This is a genomic window from Ureibacillus thermosphaericus, from assembly GCF_002370195.2.
In the GTDB taxonomy this organism is placed as follows: domain Bacteria; phylum Bacillota; class Bacilli; order Bacillales_A; family Planococcaceae; genus Ureibacillus; species Ureibacillus thermosphaericus.
Genome location: NZ_AP018335.1, coordinates 3,077,987 through 3,094,861 on the forward strand (window position 1 = coordinate 3,077,987; position 16,875 = coordinate 3,094,861).

General features: G+C 37.7%; 16 protein-coding genes and 1 other RNA gene. 5 read left to right on the forward strand and 12 right to left on the reverse strand.

Annotation, left to right across the window (positions count from 1 at the left end; translation table 11 throughout):
- Positions 1-16 precede the first annotated feature (16 nt).
- The 3 genes from istA to istB are packed head-to-tail and all read left to right on the forward strand — an operon-like array spanning position 17 to position 2,154.
- Positions 17-1,042 (forward strand): IS21 family transposase, encoded by a 1,026-nt coding sequence (istA, locus tag UtA1_RS14865; RefSeq protein WP_232019858.1) that lies wholly within the window; start codon positions 17-19, stop codon positions 1,040-1,042.
- 51 nt (positions 1,043-1,093) lie between these two features.
- A complete protein-coding gene (locus tag UtA1_RS17715) occupies positions 1,094-1,432 on the forward strand; it encodes a hypothetical protein (protein ID WP_232019859.1) in 339 nt (112 codons plus the stop codon).
- On the forward strand, positions 1,429-2,154 hold the full coding sequence (gene istB, locus UtA1_RS14870; protein WP_096550005.1) for an IS21-like element helper ATPase IstB: 726 nt from the start codon (positions 1,429-1,431) through the stop codon (positions 2,152-2,154). Before UtA1_RS17715 ends, istB begins: the two co-directional genes overlap by 4 nt.
- A gap of 186 nt (positions 2,155-2,340) precedes the next feature.
- On the opposite strand, the gene ssrA is transcribed toward istB, so the two are convergent.
- The 5 genes from ssrA to secG form a co-directional block, all read right to left on the reverse strand.
- Positions 2,341-2,695: a transfer-messenger RNA gene (gene ssrA / locus UtA1_RS14875) on the reverse strand.
- 155 nt (positions 2,696-2,850) lie between these two features.
- Complete coding sequence (gene smpB, locus UtA1_RS14880) at positions 2,851-3,315, reverse strand: SsrA-binding protein SmpB (RefSeq protein ID WP_096551847.1); 465 nt, start codon at positions 3,313-3,315, stop codon at positions 2,851-2,853.
- A gap of 121 nt (positions 3,316-3,436) precedes the next feature.
- Positions 3,437-5,692 carry a ribonuclease R gene (rnr, locus tag UtA1_RS14885; RefSeq protein ID WP_232019957.1) on the reverse strand — a complete coding sequence of 752 codons (2,256 nt, stop codon included), beginning with the start codon at positions 5,690-5,692 and terminating at the stop codon, positions 3,437-3,439.
- Between the two features lie 66 nt (positions 5,693-5,758).
- On the reverse strand, positions 5,759-6,505 hold the full coding sequence (locus UtA1_RS14890) for an alpha/beta hydrolase (protein WP_096551852.1): 747 nt from the start codon (positions 6,503-6,505) through the stop codon (positions 5,759-5,761).
- Between the two features lie 134 nt (positions 6,506-6,639).
- Positions 6,640-6,867, reverse strand: coding sequence for a preprotein translocase subunit SecG (gene secG, locus UtA1_RS14895; protein ID WP_016838676.1), 228 nt, complete (start codon positions 6,865-6,867; stop codon positions 6,640-6,642).
- Between the two features lie 240 nt (positions 6,868-7,107).
- Here secG and UtA1_RS14900 point away from each other — a divergent pair, with 240 nt between their 5' ends.
- Both UtA1_RS14900 and UtA1_RS14905 read left to right on the forward strand, forming a co-directional pair.
- Positions 7,108-8,046, forward strand: a complete 939-nt coding sequence (locus tag UtA1_RS14900) for a bile acid:sodium symporter family protein (RefSeq protein ID WP_096551853.1) — start codon at positions 7,108-7,110, stop codon at positions 8,044-8,046.
- A 178-nt stretch (positions 8,047-8,224) separates the two neighbouring features.
- On the forward strand, positions 8,225-9,184 hold the full coding sequence (locus tag UtA1_RS14905; protein ID WP_172597885.1) for a nuclease-related domain-containing protein: 960 nt from the start codon (positions 8,225-8,227) through the stop codon (positions 9,182-9,184).
- 853 nt (positions 9,185-10,037) lie between these two features.
- On the opposite strand, the gene UtA1_RS14910 is transcribed toward UtA1_RS14905, so the two are convergent.
- From UtA1_RS14910 to UtA1_RS14940, 7 genes are all read right to left on the reverse strand, one after another.
- On the reverse strand, positions 10,038-10,247 hold the full coding sequence (locus UtA1_RS14910; protein ID WP_096551857.1) for a hypothetical protein: 210 nt from the start codon (positions 10,245-10,247) through the stop codon (positions 10,038-10,040).
- Positions 10,248-10,298: 51 nt separating this feature from the next.
- Positions 10,299-11,594, reverse strand: coding sequence for a phosphopyruvate hydratase (eno, locus tag UtA1_RS14915; RefSeq protein WP_096551859.1), 1,296 nt, complete (start codon positions 11,592-11,594; stop codon positions 10,299-10,301).
- 95 nt (positions 11,595-11,689) lie between these two features.
- A complete protein-coding gene (gene gpmI, locus UtA1_RS14920) occupies positions 11,690-13,231 on the reverse strand; it encodes a 2,3-bisphosphoglycerate-independent phosphoglycerate mutase (RefSeq protein WP_096551861.1) in 1,542 nt (513 codons plus the stop codon).
- A complete protein-coding gene (gene tpiA, locus UtA1_RS14925) occupies positions 13,224-13,985 on the reverse strand; it encodes a triose-phosphate isomerase (RefSeq protein WP_096551863.1) in 762 nt (253 codons plus the stop codon). Before tpiA ends, gpmI begins: the two co-directional genes overlap by 8 nt.
- Before the next feature lie 13 nt (positions 13,986-13,998).
- On the reverse strand, positions 13,999-15,183 hold the full coding sequence (locus UtA1_RS14930) for a phosphoglycerate kinase (RefSeq protein ID WP_096551865.1): 1,185 nt from the start codon (positions 15,181-15,183) through the stop codon (positions 13,999-14,001).
- A gap of 230 nt (positions 15,184-15,413) precedes the next feature.
- Positions 15,414-16,427: a type I glyceraldehyde-3-phosphate dehydrogenase gene (gap, locus tag UtA1_RS14935; RefSeq protein WP_096551867.1), complete on the reverse strand. Its 1,014-nt coding sequence runs from the start codon at positions 16,425-16,427 to the stop codon at positions 15,414-15,416.
- Positions 16,428-16,546: 119 nt separating this feature from the next.
- Positions 16,547-16,783, reverse strand: coding sequence for a glutaredoxin family protein (locus UtA1_RS14940; protein WP_016838685.1), 237 nt, complete (start codon positions 16,781-16,783; stop codon positions 16,547-16,549).
- Between the last annotated feature and the right edge of the window lie 92 nt (positions 16,784-16,875).

Sequence of the window (16,875 nt, forward strand, 5' to 3'; positions counted from 1 at the left end):
GTGGAGGTAAGAAAGGATGCTAGCAATGTCTGATATTAATTGTATCAAACATTTAAGAAATAACAAAGGTTTATCTATTTCAGAAATACAAAGAACAATGGGAATTAATTGGCGAACAGCTAAGAAGTATGCGGATGAAGATCAACTCCCTAAACAGAAATCATTTAAAAAGAAAGGGATGATGTATGAGGAAAAGTGGGGAGTAATTGTTTCAGATTGGCTTTTTGAGGATTTAAAGTTAAGGAAAAAATTAAGAAGAACAAAGAAACAAATATTTGAAGAACTAAAGGAAATGGGTTTCCAAGGTTCTTATCGTACTGTTTGTTACTTTATCTCTGAATGGATGAATACTCACCAAGAAGAAAAGGATAAAGGGTATGAAAGATTAGAACATCCTCCGGGTGAAGCTCAAGTAGACTTTGGAGTAATGGAAGCTGTACAAGATGGAGAAATTGTGGATATTCATGCTTTAGTTATGACGTTTCCTCATAGTAATGCTGGATTTGCAGTACCGTTACCAGCTGAAAATCAAGAATGCTTCTTACATGGTCTCAATATTCTTTTTAAACAGGTTGGGGGAGTACCTAAAAGGATAAGAATCGATAATTTGACCCCCGCTGTGAAGAAAAAAAGGACAAAAAATGAAGAAGCACAATTAACTGATGAATTTGTTCAATTTCAGAATTATTATGGCTTTGATGTGCAGGTATGCAATCCAAGAAGTGGCCATGAAAAAGGAAATGTTGAGAATAAAGTTGGATATATACGCTATAACTTTTTTACTTCAGCTCCAATAATGGACAGCTATGAGGGTTTAACTGATCAATTATTTCATAAATTAGAGGCGGACAGAAATAGAATTCATTATGCCAAAAACGTACGTATTGAGGACTTATGGCAGGAAGAACGGGATTATCTTCTAGCATTACCGGAAAAGCCCTATCCTGTATTTAAAGAGCATCTTGTTAAAGTAAACAAATATAATGGGATCAGACGTTGGTTCATGTCCCTAAGGGTGGCAACTATAGTCAATTACAAATGATATTAACATGGGATCAATTAAAGATTGTTTTCACCTAATGGGGAGATATTATTGGATGACTATCGGCCATATATGAAAAAGCGAAAAGCATTACCATGGCTTTCAATAATTAAAACATGGATTCATAAACCAAGGGTTGTAGAATATTCGCGCTATAATAAGTATTTACCGGGAAGAATTAAAGAATTTTTGTTGGTAGATAATTTAATTATTCGACGAAAACGATTAGAAGCTCTAGCTAGTTTATTAGTTTCTCATGACATGAAGAAGATTAATGAAGAGTTCTATGAATTAATTGCACAGGATAAGCTACCTAGTGATAATAATCCTTATGAAGTGGACTGGAGTAAATACGATTCATTAGCTCCTAGAGAGGAGGCTGTCAATTGAAACAGGACATTAAAGAATTGTGTAAGTCATTGAGGTTAGCTTATGTTGCGGATGTATACGAGCAAATACCGTTTGAAACTCCGAAACAATTCTTATATGGGCTACTTAAGGAGGAAATAAGATTAAGAGAAAAAGCGAGAGCAATCCGCTTGATAAAAAAGGCGAAGTTCTTAGATAAAAAGAGTTTACATGATTACGAGTGGACCGAACAACTTCGGTTCCCTCCTCACTTAACCAAAGAGGATTTGTGTAGCCTACAATTTATTGAGAATCGAGAAAATGTAGTTTTAGTTGGTTCACCCGGGACAGGGAAGACTCATTTAGCCACAGGACTAGGGAAAAAAGCTTGTGAACTAGGTTATGAGGTTCGTTTTTACCGTGTTGCCCACCTAGTTGAGGAATTAGAGCAAGCTTTACGTAACAACCGTTTATCAGCATTTAGAAAACGGATGGAGAAGGTTGATTTGGTCATTTTAGATGAAATGGGATACTTACCATTTAGTAAAGAAGGAGCTGAATTATTATTCCAAATTATATCGGAGTTTTATGAACAGAAAAGCGTAATTATTACATCTAACTTAGAATTTAGTCAATGGAACCGGATCTTTACAGATTCTCGTTTAACAGCAGCGTTAGTGGACAGGCTAATTCATCACGCCCATATCATCTCTTTTCATGGCGAGAGCTATAGACTGTCCCACGCATTGTCGAAAAGGAATTAAATGGGTGGCAAACCTCTGCATTTTTAATTGCATTTCTCTGCACTTTTCTATTGCAAAATACAACCTAAACTCGACCGAAAATCTCTGCAAACCATCGATACTTTTTGAAATCAAAAAGTGCCAAAATCCTTGATATAAAGGATTTTGACACTTTATAAAATTTTATAAAATTTATTGATAAAAGATTTATGGAGACGGTGGGAGTCGAACCCACGTCCAGAAACTTCAATACTTAAGCATCTACGCGTGTAGTTTGTCTACTGAGGTTTCGCGTTGCATTCTGCCGACAAACAGGCGTCCTGCACGCTAGCTTGTTGAATCTCTTGCCAGCGCCCCAAGCAAGGCACTCGCCGTAGCCCACTCAGGATGAACCCTAATGCAACCACATGGGCGATGGTTGATTAGAGTGCTTCAGCAATTAAGCAGCTAAAGCGTAAGATTGTTTGTTGCCAGTTATTTTTAACTGCCGTTGATCACGGAGACGAGCCCTCCGACGCGCAGCTTAAGCTTGAACCATTCCTGTCGAATCCGTAACGTCCCCTTCATAGTATACTACAAAAGGACTACGGTTATTTTAGAACGTCCAAACTGGCTGTCTACGTTTATTATTATACTTCACTAATAAATAATTTGCAACTATCCGAAATAAAAATTTAGCATTTTTCTTTCATAAATATTATTTTTTTGATCAACACTCTATTGATTTTTTAATTTCAATGCGCGTTCCATTTCACGTTTTGCTTCTTTCTTCCGCTCATCCGCACGTTTATCATATTTTTTCTTACCTTTGCCAAGGCCGACCAACAACTTGGCATAGCCGTCTTTAATATAAATTTTCAAAGGTACAATCGTGTAACCGTCCCGTTTGACTGCACCGGCAAGTTCTGCGATTTCTTTTTTATGTAATAACAGTTTCCGCACTCGCAGCGGATCATGGTTGAATCGGTTTCCTTGTTCATATGGGCTGATGTGCATATTGTGAATCCATGCTTCCCCGTTCCGTACCAACACGAACGAATCTTTCAATTGCACACGGCCAGCGCGGATGGATTTAATTTCCGTTCCTTGCAATACCATGCCAGCTTCAAATGTCTTTTCAATAAAATAATCGTGGTTTGCTTTTTTATTTTGAGCAATGACTTTTCCTGTACCCTTTGGCATAATTTACACCTCGCTGAACACACAAAATAAAAGGCTGCTAGAAATTCCTTCTTCTATTTTAAAGTAATTTCATAACAGCCTCTAGTATAATTGTTCGACAGATATTTGTCGAATCATCGGGCTACTTTCTTTTCTTCTTTTTCCCTTTTTTTGCAACGCCTTCGTAGAATTTCTCTTTCTTTTTCCCTTTGCGGCCGCGCTCTTCTTCCTCTTTCCGTTTTTTCTTCTTCCGTTCAGCATGAATCACTTTAGGCGCTTCTTTGCGAACTTTATGGAAAGATTTCACCATATCTACAATTTCAAAATCAATAGAAGACTCGTCCAAATTCACATTCGCCACACGGACTTTCACTTCATCTCCAATGCGGAAGATGCGTCCTGTATATTCGCCCACCATAATCATTTGGCGTTCATCAAAATGATAATAGTCATCCGTCAAGTTTGTAATATGCACGAGCCCTTCAATCGTATTTGGCAGCTCTACGAAAATACCAAAGCTTGTGACAGAAGAAACAATTCCAACAAATTCTTCACCAATTTTATCTGACATGTATTGGGCTTTCTTCAACGCTTCTACATCCCGCTCTGCATCCACCGCTCTTCGTTCCCGTTCAGAAGTATGATCTGCAATGTCTTCCATTTCTTGAGCCCACTTAAAAATCGTCTCTTTTGAAACGTCCCCTTCAAATAAATACGTCCGAATTAATCGGTGAACAATTAAGTCTGGATAGCGTCGAATCGGTGATGTGAAATGCGTATAAAAATCAGTGGATAGACCAAAGTGTCCCAAAGATTCTGGATAATATCTTGCTTGTTGCAATGAACGTAGCAACATTGTCGAAATCACCGGTTCTTCCGGCAATCCATCAATGGATTCAATAATTTCTTGCAACGCTTTCGGATGAACGGAATTACCTGTTCCTTTTACAATTAAGCCGAAGTTTGTGATGAATTCAAAGAAACGTTGCAATTTTTCCGGTTTTGGATCTTCGTGGATACGATATAAGAAAGGAACTTCCATCCAGTGGAAATGCTCTGCTACCGTTTCATTTGCACAAAGCATGAATTCTTCAATAATTCGTTCAGCAACCGTGCGTTCACGTAACACGATATCAATTGGCCAACCCTCTTCGTTCACAACCACTTTTGCTTCATTAAAGTCAAAGTCGATTGCTCCTCGATTCATGCGTTTTTTACGTAAAATCGAAGCTAATTCTGCCATCTCTTTAAACATTGGAACAAGAGGTTTGTACCGCTCGATAAGCTCCTCATCTTCCTCTTCTAATATTTTATAAACATCTCGATAAGTCATTCGCTCTGTTGTACGAATCACGCTTGGGAATATTTCATGTTCAATGACTTGTCCGTTTTGGTCAACAATCATCTCACAGGAAATCGTCAAGCGGTCGACTTGAGGGTTTAATGAGCATATGCCATTTGATAACCTGTGGGGAATCATTGGAATCACTCGGTCCGCCAAGTAAACACTCGTTCCTCTTTCAAATGCTTCTTGGTCAATGAGAGACCCTTCCTTCACATAGTAACTTACGTCCGCTATGTGAACGCCTAATTTGTAAGTACCATCTTCATTTTTCGTGACCGTTACCGCATCGTCTAAGTCTTTTGCATCGGCGCCGTCAATCGTTACGATCGTTTCATTTCGCAAATCTCTGCGGCCTACTAAATCTTCTTCCGTAATCACATCAGGCATTTGTGCTGCTTCTTTTAGCACTTCATCAGGAAATTCAGGCGGTATTTCATATTGATAAATAATAGATAAAATATCAACACCTGGATCATTTTTGTGCCCTAATATTTTAATAATGACCCCTGTAGCCGATTTAATTTCGCTCGGCCAGTTTGTCACTTCCACAACCACTTTATGGCCATCCACCGCACCTAAAGAATCTTCTTTCGCTACGAAAATATCCATGTTTAATCGTTTATCATCCGGCACAACAAATCCGAATCCTCGATTTGCTTGATACGTACCAACGAACGTTGTTTTCGAACGTTCTACCACTTTAATGACTGTACCTTCTCGCTTATCGCCTGAAGATTCTTTCAATACCCGAACTAGCACAATGTCTCCATTTAATGCGCCATTGACTTCATGTGGAGGGATGAAAATATCATCTAATCCTTCTTCATCCGGAATGACGAATCCATATCCTTTTGAATGGCCGACAAATTTTCCTCTAAGTAAGTTCATTCGCTCCGGCAAGCCGTAACGGTTCGAACGGGAGCGTACAATATATCCCTGGTCTTCCATGCGTACGAGCGCTTTTACTAATTCCTTAAATTCATCCGCACTTTCGATACCGAGCACTTCTTCTAGCTCATCCACTTTAAGCGGCTTATAATCTTCTTCCTTCATTAAATTAAATATTCTTTGTTCTAGCTCACTGAACACTGCGATTTCCCTCCTTTATTTCGAAATGAGTTAATCTTCCCAATCTAGGCTTTCTAGAAATTCGAAGATTACTTCATGCAGTTGATTTTTTTCTTTATCTAATGTAATGACATGTCCGGACTCTTCAAACCAAATCAGTTTTTTATTTAAGGATTCCACATTTTCATAGATAATATGAGCGGATTTCGGGTCAATAATTTCGTCGTTTCTTGATTGAATGACTAGAATCGGTGCATACACTAAATCCAGTTCATTTCGAACATTTTGCACGAATTGCTGCAGATCAGGTAAGCTTGGCATTCCTTTTTGGCGAATAGCTTCAACTTCTTCACTAATTTGTTGTTCTGTTTTTCCCTCATATTTTTTATACTCTTTTGCATATTTGATAACACCTTTGAACATGATATCCGTCGTTTTCATTGTCATAGGAGAGCACATGGTGATGACTCCTTTGAGAGGGAAGTTCATGGCAAGCTTCAGTGATAACACACCGCCAAGAGACAAACCTGCAACGGCAATTTCTTCATATCCTTTTTCTTTTAAGGTTTCGTATGCTTTAACAACATCTTCCCACCAATCTTTTGGACCTGTTTCAATCAGTTGTTCTGGCGGTACACCGTGGCCTCGGTAGTGAGGGGCAAAACATGTATAACCTTTTTTCTCAAGAAAACGACCTAGCATTCGTACGTCGGATGAACTTCCTGTAAATCCATGAAGCAATAATACTGCCCGCTTTCCTGCTTGAAAAAAGAATGGTTGTTGCTCTTTAATTTTCATAAAATCCTCCAATTATATGTGAATCTTGTTGAATTGATGCCAGTATTTTCACGAGTATGCAAATTTTTCTCAAACTCTACTCCATTATAAATGAAAAAGCCTAACCATGCTCGGTTAGACTTTTATTTTATCCATTAAAATTTAATTATTAACAATGTCAAAATGAAAAATAATACTGCAAGAACAATTGTCAATCTATGTAAAACTAAATCCATTCCTCTAGCTTTCGTTTTACCGAATAGTTGTTCAGCTCCACCAGAGATGGCACCTGATAAACCTGCACTTTTACCAGATTGCAATAATACTACGGCGATTAAAGCAAGAGACACAAGAATTAATAATACTAATAATACAGTATGCACTAGTCCCACCTCCTGAACGAACAGTACTTTTACACTAATAGTTAGTATATCAAAAACGATTCTCCGTTACAACAATGTTAAAAAATTGAAAAAATATTTATCAAAACAGTTATTTTTAAAACGCTTTCATAATTTATTTTATTCTAAAAGTTCTATTTTTTCGGAATTTTATTGATTTTTCTATATTATTCTCATAAAATAAATTCCACTCACAAATTTAATAGAAAGAAGAGGGTTTCGATGAATACGTTTCAAAAAATCGGGAAATTTGCAGGAGATACCTTTGCAATTTGGGTATTATTAGCTGCTGCTCTCGCAATATGGGTTCCACAATATTTCACATGGATTGCACCTTGGATTACGACGCTTCTCGGAATTGTCATGTTCGGTATGGGTATGACGTTAAAATTAGAGGATTTTAAACTCGTTTTGCAACACCCTAAAGGAGTTATTCTTGGAATCATTTCACAATTTACTATCATGCCGTTGCTTGCTTTTGTATTAGCGAAAACTTTCCAACTTCCACCTGAAATTGCTGTCGGAGTGATTTTAGTTGGATGTTGTCCTGGCGGTACTGCTTCAAACGTTATGACATTTTTAGCGAAAGGGAATACGGCATTATCTGTAACAATTACGTCATTTACAACGTTGCTTGCTCCAATTGTAACACCTGCATTAATTTATTTTTTAGCAAGTGAATGGCTTCCAGTATCTTTTATGGCCATGTTTATGTCTGTCGTAAAAGTGGTTTTAATTCCTATTATTTTAGGGATTCTTGCTCAAATATTCTTTAAACCAGTTGTTGCAAAAAGCATCGATATTCTGCCAACAATTTCGGTTGTTGCAATTGTGTTAATTGTTGCAGCAGTCGTAAGCGGCAGCCGCGATAAAATTATCGAATCTGGTTTATTAATTTTAGCTGTCGTAATTTTACATAACGGATTAGGTTACGCTCTTGGATATTTAGCAGCGAAAATTTTCCGCATGGATTATGAAGACAAAAAAGCTGTTGCCATCGAAGTGGGAATGCAAAATTCTGGATTAGGTGCAAGTTTAGCGGCAACACATTTTGATCCAATTTCTGCAGTACCAAGTGCCATCTTCAGCTTCTGGCACAATATTTCCGGACCGATACTTGCAACCTATTGGTCAAAGAAAGCTGGAAAAGTGGAAGAATAAGCAGTTCTATATTTGTATGGAGGCAAGGTGATTCGTCATCTTGCTTTTTTTATGGCTAGTTTAAGGCAGGGTAAACTTTGATTTTCACAGCCTTTTTCCGTCCAAAATAAAAGTTTCAGGAAATTTATTCCTTTTTGATACTCCAGGTTTTATTATGTTGGATAAAGGGGGTGATACGTTGCTTTTATTGGACCGAAAAACTCCAAAAAGCATTCTCATTATCGAAGCTCTTTTACGCAGATTAGATGCAAATGATCGAGACTTCACTTACTTTCAAGATTATTTGACACGGCTAAAGTATGGATACGAGGGTGAGCACAGAGTCGACCGTGAATGGTTTGAAATGCCGTATTTGAATGAACATTACTTATTGTTTAATTATGAAATTGAAAATGAATTTGGATTTTCTCATCAAGTGGATACGGTTCTATTAACGAAACACTTTTTGTTAATTTTGGAAGTGAAAAATATTTCTGGCCGAGTTGATTATGATGAACAGAAACATCAACTCACTCGCACTCGTCCAACAGGCACAGAAGATATTTTAACGAATCCTTTTGATCAATTGCATCGCCATGAAGAATTATTTCAACGGATTTTATCGAAATTAAAAATTTCCTTGCCAATTGAGAAAGCGGTTGTCATGGCAAATCCTTCTTCCATCATCGGAAATGTTCCGAAATCTCCTCCAATTTTTCATGCGAGCGGGTTACGTTCATTTATCAAAAAATGTCTTGTTCGGCACGAAAGTAAACTTACTACAAGTCAATTGGATAAATTAGCGAAATATCTTCTTTCTAAAGTGGTCGCACGAGATTTTGATTTAAATATCAGTGTTGAGAGAATACGAAAAGGAGTGCTTTGCGAAAATTGCAATTATAGTGTGGTCATGACTTACAAAAGAGGAATTTGGTCTTGTCCGCAGTGCGGCGTTCAAAGTAGAAAAGCTTTTCTAAGAGCGTTAGATGATTATCGATTATTGATTAGCGACCGGATTACGAATCAAGAGTTTAGGGAGTTTTTCCATGTAGAATCAATGTATGCATCTTCTAAAATATTGTCTCGACTAAATTTAAAAACAGTAGGTGATAAGAAGGGGAGATATTATATTATTCCAGAAGATATTCTCAATCGTTAGGATATGAAAGTATATTTTGGCTATCTAGAGTCTGGGGGTTCTAGATGGCCTTCTTTAAATAGGCATGCTTACCCTTTGGCAATTATGTTCTCGGGTTTGACTATTATCGCAGCCACTTTGACTATTATCTCCTCAAAGTTGACTATTATCCGTTCTCTTTCGTAGCTGTTTTTTCCCTTTGGCTATTATATTCCCGAGTTTGACTATTATCGCAGCCACTTTGACTATTATCTCCTCGAAGTTGACTATTATCTGTTCTCTCTCGTAGCTGTTTTTTCCCTTTGGCTATTATATTCCCGAGTTTGACTATTATCGCAGCCACTTTGACTATTATCTCCTCGAAGTTGACTATTATCCGTTCTCTCTTGTTGCTGATTTTTCCCTTTGGCAATTATGTTCTCGGGTTTGACTATTATCGCAGCCACTTTGACTATTATCTCCTCAAAGTTGACTATTATCTGTTCTCTCTCGTAGCTGTTTTTTCCCTTTGGCTATTATATTCCCGAGATTGACTATTATCGCAGCCACTTTGACTATTATCTCCTCAAAGTTGACTATTATCCGTTCTCTCTCGTAGCTGTTTTTTCCCTTTGGCTATTATATTCCCGAGATTGACTATTATCGCAGCCACTTTGACTATTATCTCCTCGAAGTTGACTATTATCTGTTCTCTCTCGTAGCTGTTTTTTCCCTTTGGCTATTATATTCCCGAGATTGACTATTATCGCAGCCACTTTGACTATTATCTCCTCGAAGTTGACTATTATCTGTTCTCTCTCGTAGCTGTTTTTTCCCTTTGGCTATTATATTCCCGAGATTGACTATTATCGCAGCCACTTTGACTATTATCTCCTCAAAGTTGACTATTATCTGTTCTCTCTCGTAGCTGTTTTTTCCCTTTGGCTATTATATTCCCAAGTTTGACTATTATCGTAGCCACTTTGACTATTATCTCCTCGAAGTTGACTATTATCTGTTCTCTCTTGTTGCTGTTTTTCCCTTTAGCAATAAAATTCTCGGGGTTGACTATTTCCCCGAAGTTCTCCCATTCTCTCATTGCCATGAAAAAACCCGAGCCTCCACTTTTCGGAAGCTCGGTTCAGTTCAATTCATGTTATTTTTTCAAATTATAGAATGACTTAATGCCAAGATATTGAGCAGTTGAGCCAAGTTGATCTTCAATACGTAATAATTGGTTGTATTTTGCTACGCGGTCTGTGCGAGAAGGAGCGCCTGTTTTGATTTGGCCAGCGTTTGTCGCTACAGCAATGTCTGCAATTGTTGAGTCTTCAGATTCACCGGAGCGGTGGGAGATGATGGCAGTGTAGCCAGCGCGTTTTGCCATTTCAATTGCATCTAAAGTTTCTGTTAATGTACCGATTTGGTTTACTTTAATTAGAATTGCGTTACCCACGCCTTGTTCAATTCCTTGCGCTAACTTCTTCGTATTAGTTACGAATAAATCATCACCTACAAGTTGAACGCGATGGCCAATACGCTCAGTTAATAGTTTGTGGCCTTCCCAGTCGTTTTCATCTAAGCCGTCTTCAATGGAAATGATTGGGTATTTAGAAGTTAATTCTTCGTACCAATCCACCATTTCTTCAGAAGTTTTAACAACGCCTTCACCAGCTAAATGATATTTTCCATCTACTTTGTTGTATAGCTCAGATGAAGCTACGTCTAATGCAATGCGAACTTCTTCTCCTGGTTTATAGCCAGCGCGTTCGATTGCTTCTAAAATCACTTGAATCGCTTCTTCGTTGCTATTTAAGTTTGGTGCAAATCCACCTTCGTCCCCCACAGCTGTGTTGTAACCTTTTTCTTTTAATACAGCTTTTAAATTGTGGAAGATTTCTGCTCCCATGCGTAATGCGTGACGGAAAGATTCCGCTCCAACAGGCATAATCATGAATTCTTGAATATCTACGTTGTTATCTGCATGTGCCCCACCATTTAAAATGTTCATCATAGGCACTGGTAATTGTTTTGCATTCACACCACCAAGATATTGATATAAAGGAATATCAAGATAATTTGCCGCTGCATGTGCGCAAGCAAGAGAAACACCTAAAATTGCATTGGCACCTAATTTGCCTTTATTTTCAGTACCGTCAAGTTCGATTAAAGCATTGTCAATTTCTACTTGATCCAATACAGAATAGTTGTTTTCTAAAGCTTCTGCAATGATTGTGTTAACATTTTCTACAGCTTTTAATACGCCTTTTCCTAGATAACGAGATTTATCGCCATCACGTAATTCAACAGCTTCATATTCACCAGTTGATGCACCAGATGGAACGATAGCACGTCCAAATGCACCTGATTCCGTAAATACTTCTACTTCAACTGTTGGGTTACCGCGAGAGTCTAAAACTTCACGAGCATATACTTGTGTAATAAATGGCATATCAATTCTCCTCTATATAAAAAATTTTAATTTAGCTGAGATTGGGTATATTTATAAATTTCAAAAATAAATTGTGAAAATCATAATCAATATTCTTACTTTTCCACTACCTCAAAAAGTGGTTGTCCTGTCATTTCTTCAGGTTGTGGTATATTTAATAATTTTAACATAGTTGGTGCTAAATCGGCTAAAATTCCATTTTCTCTCATCTCAATACCATGTTTTGTGATAATGACTGGTACTGGATTTGTTGTATGAGCCGTCATTGGTTTGCCGTCTAATGTAACCACTTCATCAGAATTGCCGTGGTCTGCTGTAATGATGGCAGTACCGCCAAGTTCTAAAATTTTATCAACAACTCGGCCTAAGCATTCATCTACTGCTTCGATTGCTTTAATTGTCGGCTCTAACATACCGCTGTGTCCTACCATGTCAGGATTTGCGTAATTTAAAATAATGGCATCGAATTTATCTGCTTCTAATTCATTAAGCAGTGCCTCTGTTACTTCATAAGCACTCATTTCAGGTTTTAAATCATATGTAGCTACTTTTGGGGATGCAATTAAGATTCTTTCCTCACCAGGAAACTTCTCTTCTCTGCCGCCGCTCATGAAATATGTAACATGAGGGTATTTTTCTGTTTCAGCAATACGTAATTGCGTTAAACCGTGTCTTGAGATGACTTCCCCTACAGTATTAATTAAATCTTCATTTTCAAACACTACATCTGCATATACTTCGTCGCTATATTCAGTAAATGTGACGAATTTTAAATTTTCAGGATGCTTATCTGATAGCTTAAATGCGATAAATTTGTCATTCGTAAATACAGTCGATAGCTGAATAGCGCGGTCAGGTCGGAAATTAAAATGAATGACTGCATCGTTTGCGTCAATGGTTGCTACTGGTTTTCCTTCTTCAGTAATGACAAATGGAATGACAAATTCATCAGTTACATCACGATTATAGGAGTTTTCTACACCTAATTTTGCACTAGCAGCAGTATGACCAATACCATCCACTAGAGCTTTGTAAGATAATTCCACTCGTTCCCATCGTTTATCACGGTCCATTGCATAATAACGACCATGAATCGTAGCGAATTTTCCAATTCCGATATCATCCATTTGTCTTTCTGTTTCTTCAATATAACCAATTGCTGTTTTCGGACCTACATCGCGTCCATCTAAGAATCCGTGAACATACACTTCGTCAAGGCCATGACGTTTTGCCAATTTCAATAATGCAAATAAATGCTCATAATGGCTATGTACCCCACCATCTGACAATAGCCCCATAACGTGGAGTTTGGAATTATTGTTCTTTACATATTCGATTGCTCCAAGCAATTTTTCGTTCTCGAAAAATTGACCTTCACGAATTGATTTATGAATTCGTGTTAAGCTTTGGTATACGATTCGGCCTGCACCAATATTTAAATGTCCAACTTCTGAATTACCCATTTGGCCTTCTGGAAGTCCAACTGCTTCTCCACATGCTGTTAGAGTTGCATGTGGATACGTTGACCAGTAACGATCAAAATTTGGTTTCCTACTTTGAGCCACTGCATTACCAAATACTTCATCGCGTAATGCAAAGCCGTCTAAAATAATTAATGCGACTGGCTTTCTAGGCATTTGCCCCCGCCTCCAATAATTTTAAATATGATTCAACTTGTAAGCTGGCACCACCAACGAGTGCGCCATCGATATGTTCTTTTGATAATAATTCATCAATATTTTCAGGCTTGACACTTCCACCGTATTGAATGCGAATGTTTTCAGCCACATCTTTTCCAAACAATTCCTCAATTCCCTGGCGAATATGGCCACATACCGCATTTGCATCATCTGCCGTAGCCGTTTTACCTGTTCCGATTGCCCAAATTGGTTCGTAGGCAATAACTATATGCTGTACTTCTTCTGGGGATAAGTCAGCTAAAGCCTTTTTCACTTGGTTCGTTACTTTCTTTTCTGTTAGGCCAGCTTCACGTTCTTCCAATGTTTCCCCGCAGCATACGATTGGAACAATACCGTGAGCTAAAGCAGCTTTTACTTTTTTATTTACCGCTTCATCTGTTTCATTGAAATATTCACGGCGCTCAGAATGACCTAAAATAACATAGTCAACTTGAATAGCCTCTAACTGTTTTGGACTAATTTCGCCTGTAAAAGCACCTTCTTCCTCATAGTGCATGTTTTGAGCTCCAATAGCCAAGTCTGTTTCCTTAGCAATTTCCACAAGGGTTGGCAAATACAAGGCTGGGGCGCAAACAACTGCATCCACTTTGTTCTCAGAAGGAATTCGGTCTTTAATTGCCTCTACAAACTCCACTGCCTCATCAAAGGTTTTATACATTTTCCAGTTAGCAGCAATAATCGGTTTACGCATTAAATTTCTCTCCTTATTTGTCGTTCAACGCGGCAATACCAGGTAAAATTTTACCTTCCATCAATTCTAGAGAAGCTCCTCCACCCGTTGAAATGTGATCCATCTTTTCAGCTAAGTTGAATTTTTCAACTGCAGCGGCAGAATCTCCACCACCAATAATAGTATACCCTTTTGTTTCGGCCATCGCTTCTGCAACTTTTTTCGTTCCGTTAGCGAATTTGTCCATTTCAAATACGCCCATAGGTCCATTCCAAATAATTAGATTGGAATTGTTAATCACTTCTGCATATTTTTCAGCTGTTTTTGGTCCAATATCTAAGCCCATGTAGTCTTCTGGGATTTGATCGATATCTACCACTTTCGATTCTGCATCTGGAGAAAATTCTTTTGCTACAACTGCATCGATTGGCATGTAGAAGTTAACGCCTTTTTCTTTCGCTTTTTCAATGAAGCCGCGAGCTAATTCTATTTTATCTTCTTCGAGCAATGATTTTCCAATTTCGTACCCTTGTGCTTTTACAAATGTAAAGGAAAGTCCGCCGCCGATAATTAAGTTGTCCACTTTATCAAGCAAGTTTTCGATGACACCGATTTTATCCTTTACTTTTGCTCCACCAATGATGGCAGTAAATGGTCTTTCAGGATTGGATAAAGCTTTTCCTAATACTTCTAATTCTTTTTCCATTAACAATCCAGAAACTGCTGGAATGTATTTTGCAATTCCTTCAGTGGAAGCATGAGCACGATGAGCAGCACCAAATGCATCATTTACGTAGATATCCGCTAACTTAGCAAATTGTTTAGCTAGCTCTTCGTCATTTTTTTCTTCACCTTTATGGAAACGGACATTTTCAAGTAACACAATGTCCCCATTTTGCATTTCATTTACTGTTTTCTCTACAAGCTCTCCAATGGATTCATCCAATTTTTTCACTGGTTTATTCATTAGTTGAGAAAGGCGCTCTCCAACAGCTGTTAAACGCATATCTTCTTTTACTTCACCTTTAGGACGACCTAAGTGGGAAGCTAAAATCACCTTTGCACCTTTTTCTGATAATTGTTGAATAGTTGGAATAGCTGCACGAATTCTTGTATCGTCAACTACTGCTCCATTTTCCATTGGCACGTTAAAGTCTACACGTACAAATACTCTTTTTCCTTGTACGTCAATATCATTCATCGTCTTTTTCGAAAACATGAAGTAACCTCCTAAGTGTTTACCGTCATTCCACATTAATATAAGACAACAGTTATTGAATTATTGTTCCAATTTGATTAGCAAAAAATAAGAAGCGATGGGTTATTCCACCACTCCTTTTACCCTCCATTATTATAAATCGTTCTTTATATTTAGGCTATACTTTTTCATTAGAAATTCACTAATATGCTACACTTTTTCAATAATGCAAAATGAATATGACACATTGATTAATAAGAGAGCCCTTGATTTGCAATGTATAGCGCTAAATCGATTAATCGTGCAGAATACCCTGCTTCATTATCATACCAAGCAACAACTTTTACCATATTATCATCCAATACCATCGTCGAAAGCCCGTCTACCGTTGCTGAATGAGGATTGCCATTGTAATCAATTGATACAAGCGGCAAATCACTATAATCTAAAATGCCCTTTAGTTCTCCAGTCGCTGCTCCTCGAAAGGCTGCATTGACTTCATCAATTGTGACATTCGAATTTAACTCTGCTACTAAATCCACACAAGAAACATTAGGCGTTGGTACGCGAATGGAAAAGCCATCTAGTTTTCCTTTCAACTGTGGCAACACTTTTGCAACAGCAATCGCTGCGCCTGTCGTTGTTGGAATCATGGATAAATTTGCTGCACGAGAACGGCGTGCATCTTTGTGAGGTAAATCAAGAAGCCGTTGATCGTTTGTGTACGAATGAATGGTTGTCATCAAACCTCGTTTCATGCCGAACTTTTCATCAAGAATTTTCGCTACTGGTGCTAAACAATTCGTTGTACATGATGCGTTGGATATGGCATGATGTTGTTTCGGATCATACTGTTGGTGATTAACCCCCATCACAAATGTTGGCATATCTCCTTTTCCAGGGGCGGATAAAATGACTTTCTTTGCACCAGCCGTTAAATGTTTAGAGGCATCTTCTTCCGAACGAAAAAGTCCCGTACATTCCAAAACAATATCAACATTCATTTCCTCCCATGGCAAATTTTCAGGTTCTTTTTCTGAAAATACTTGAATTCGTTTATGATTGACGATTAACGCATCTTCTTCATGTTGAACTTCCGCATCATAAATGCCATGAACGGAATCGTATTTTAACAAATGAGCTAATTGCTTTGCATCCGCTAAATCATTTACTGCAACGACTTCAAATTGTTCTTTTTTCATTGCTTCTCGAAATACTAGACGTCCAATACGACCAAACCCATTAATCGCCAATTTTATTGTCATATAGCATCCTCCATTTTGCTATTTTCCTTCATTCCATTTTTCCTCAAAACATGTATTCATAAACCTCCAAAGGAATAATCACAGCAAAGGGTTTTATATCAATATAATGATTTAATGTTCTATTTATTCAAAAAAGCTTCGTATAACGTCACATAATCTAATTGGCCATATTGAATGATTTCACCATCTTTTACAACGACCGGAATCATCAACATGTACTTTTCATGAATGTCATCATCATCTTCAATATTGATGATTTCTATTTCAAAATGAATATCGTCTTGGACTAGCTTTAAAATACTTAATCCTTCATCACATAAATGACAGTTTGGTCTGCTAAAAAATTGAACTTTCATTGATATTCCCTCTTTTCTTCAATTCCTAATTTCACTATCCCAAATCTTCAATGAATAATCAAATGATGAAGAAGCCAAAATAGTTATGTACG

Bases quoted from the DNA above. Each gene is read 5' to 3' on its own strand.
- istA (WP_232019858.1), top strand. From the start codon at position 17: ATGCTAGCAATGTCTGATATTAATTGTATCAAACATTTAAGAAATAAC.
- smpB (WP_096551847.1), bottom strand. From the start codon at position 3,315: ATGCCAAAGGGTACAGGAAAAGTCATTGCTCAAAATAAAAAAGCAAAC.
- rnr (WP_232019957.1), bottom strand. From the start codon at position 5,692: ATGAAGGAAGAAGATTATAAGCCGCTTAAAGTGGATGAGCTAGAAGAA.
- UtA1_RS14890 (WP_096551852.1), bottom strand. From the start codon at position 6,505: ATGAAAATTAAAGAGCAACAACCATTCTTTTTTCAAGCAGGAAAGCGG.
- UtA1_RS14900 (WP_096551853.1), top strand. From the start codon at position 7,108: ATGAATACGTTTCAAAAAATCGGGAAATTTGCAGGAGATACCTTTGCA.
- UtA1_RS14910 (WP_096551857.1), bottom strand. From the start codon at position 10,247: ATGGCAATGAGAGAATGGGAGAACTTCGGGGAAATAGTCAACCCCGAG.
- eno (WP_096551859.1), bottom strand. From the start codon at position 11,594: ATGCCATTTATTACACAAGTATATGCTCGTGAAGTTTTAGACTCTCGC.
- gpmI (WP_096551861.1), bottom strand. From the start codon at position 13,231: ATGCCTAGAAAGCCAGTCGCATTAATTATTTTAGACGGCTTTGCATTA.
- tpiA (WP_096551863.1), bottom strand. From the start codon at position 13,985: ATGCGTAAACCGATTATTGCTGCTAACTGGAAAATGTATAAAACCTTT.
- UtA1_RS14930 (WP_096551865.1), bottom strand. From the start codon at position 15,183: ATGTTTTCGAAAAAGACGATGAATGATATTGACGTACAAGGAAAAAGA.
- gap (WP_096551867.1), bottom strand. From the start codon at position 16,427: ATGACAATAAAATTGGCGATTAATGGGTTTGGTCGTATTGGACGTCTA.
- UtA1_RS14940 (WP_016838685.1), bottom strand. From the start codon at position 16,783: ATGAAAGTTCAATTTTTTAGCAGACCAAACTGTCATTTATGTGATGAA.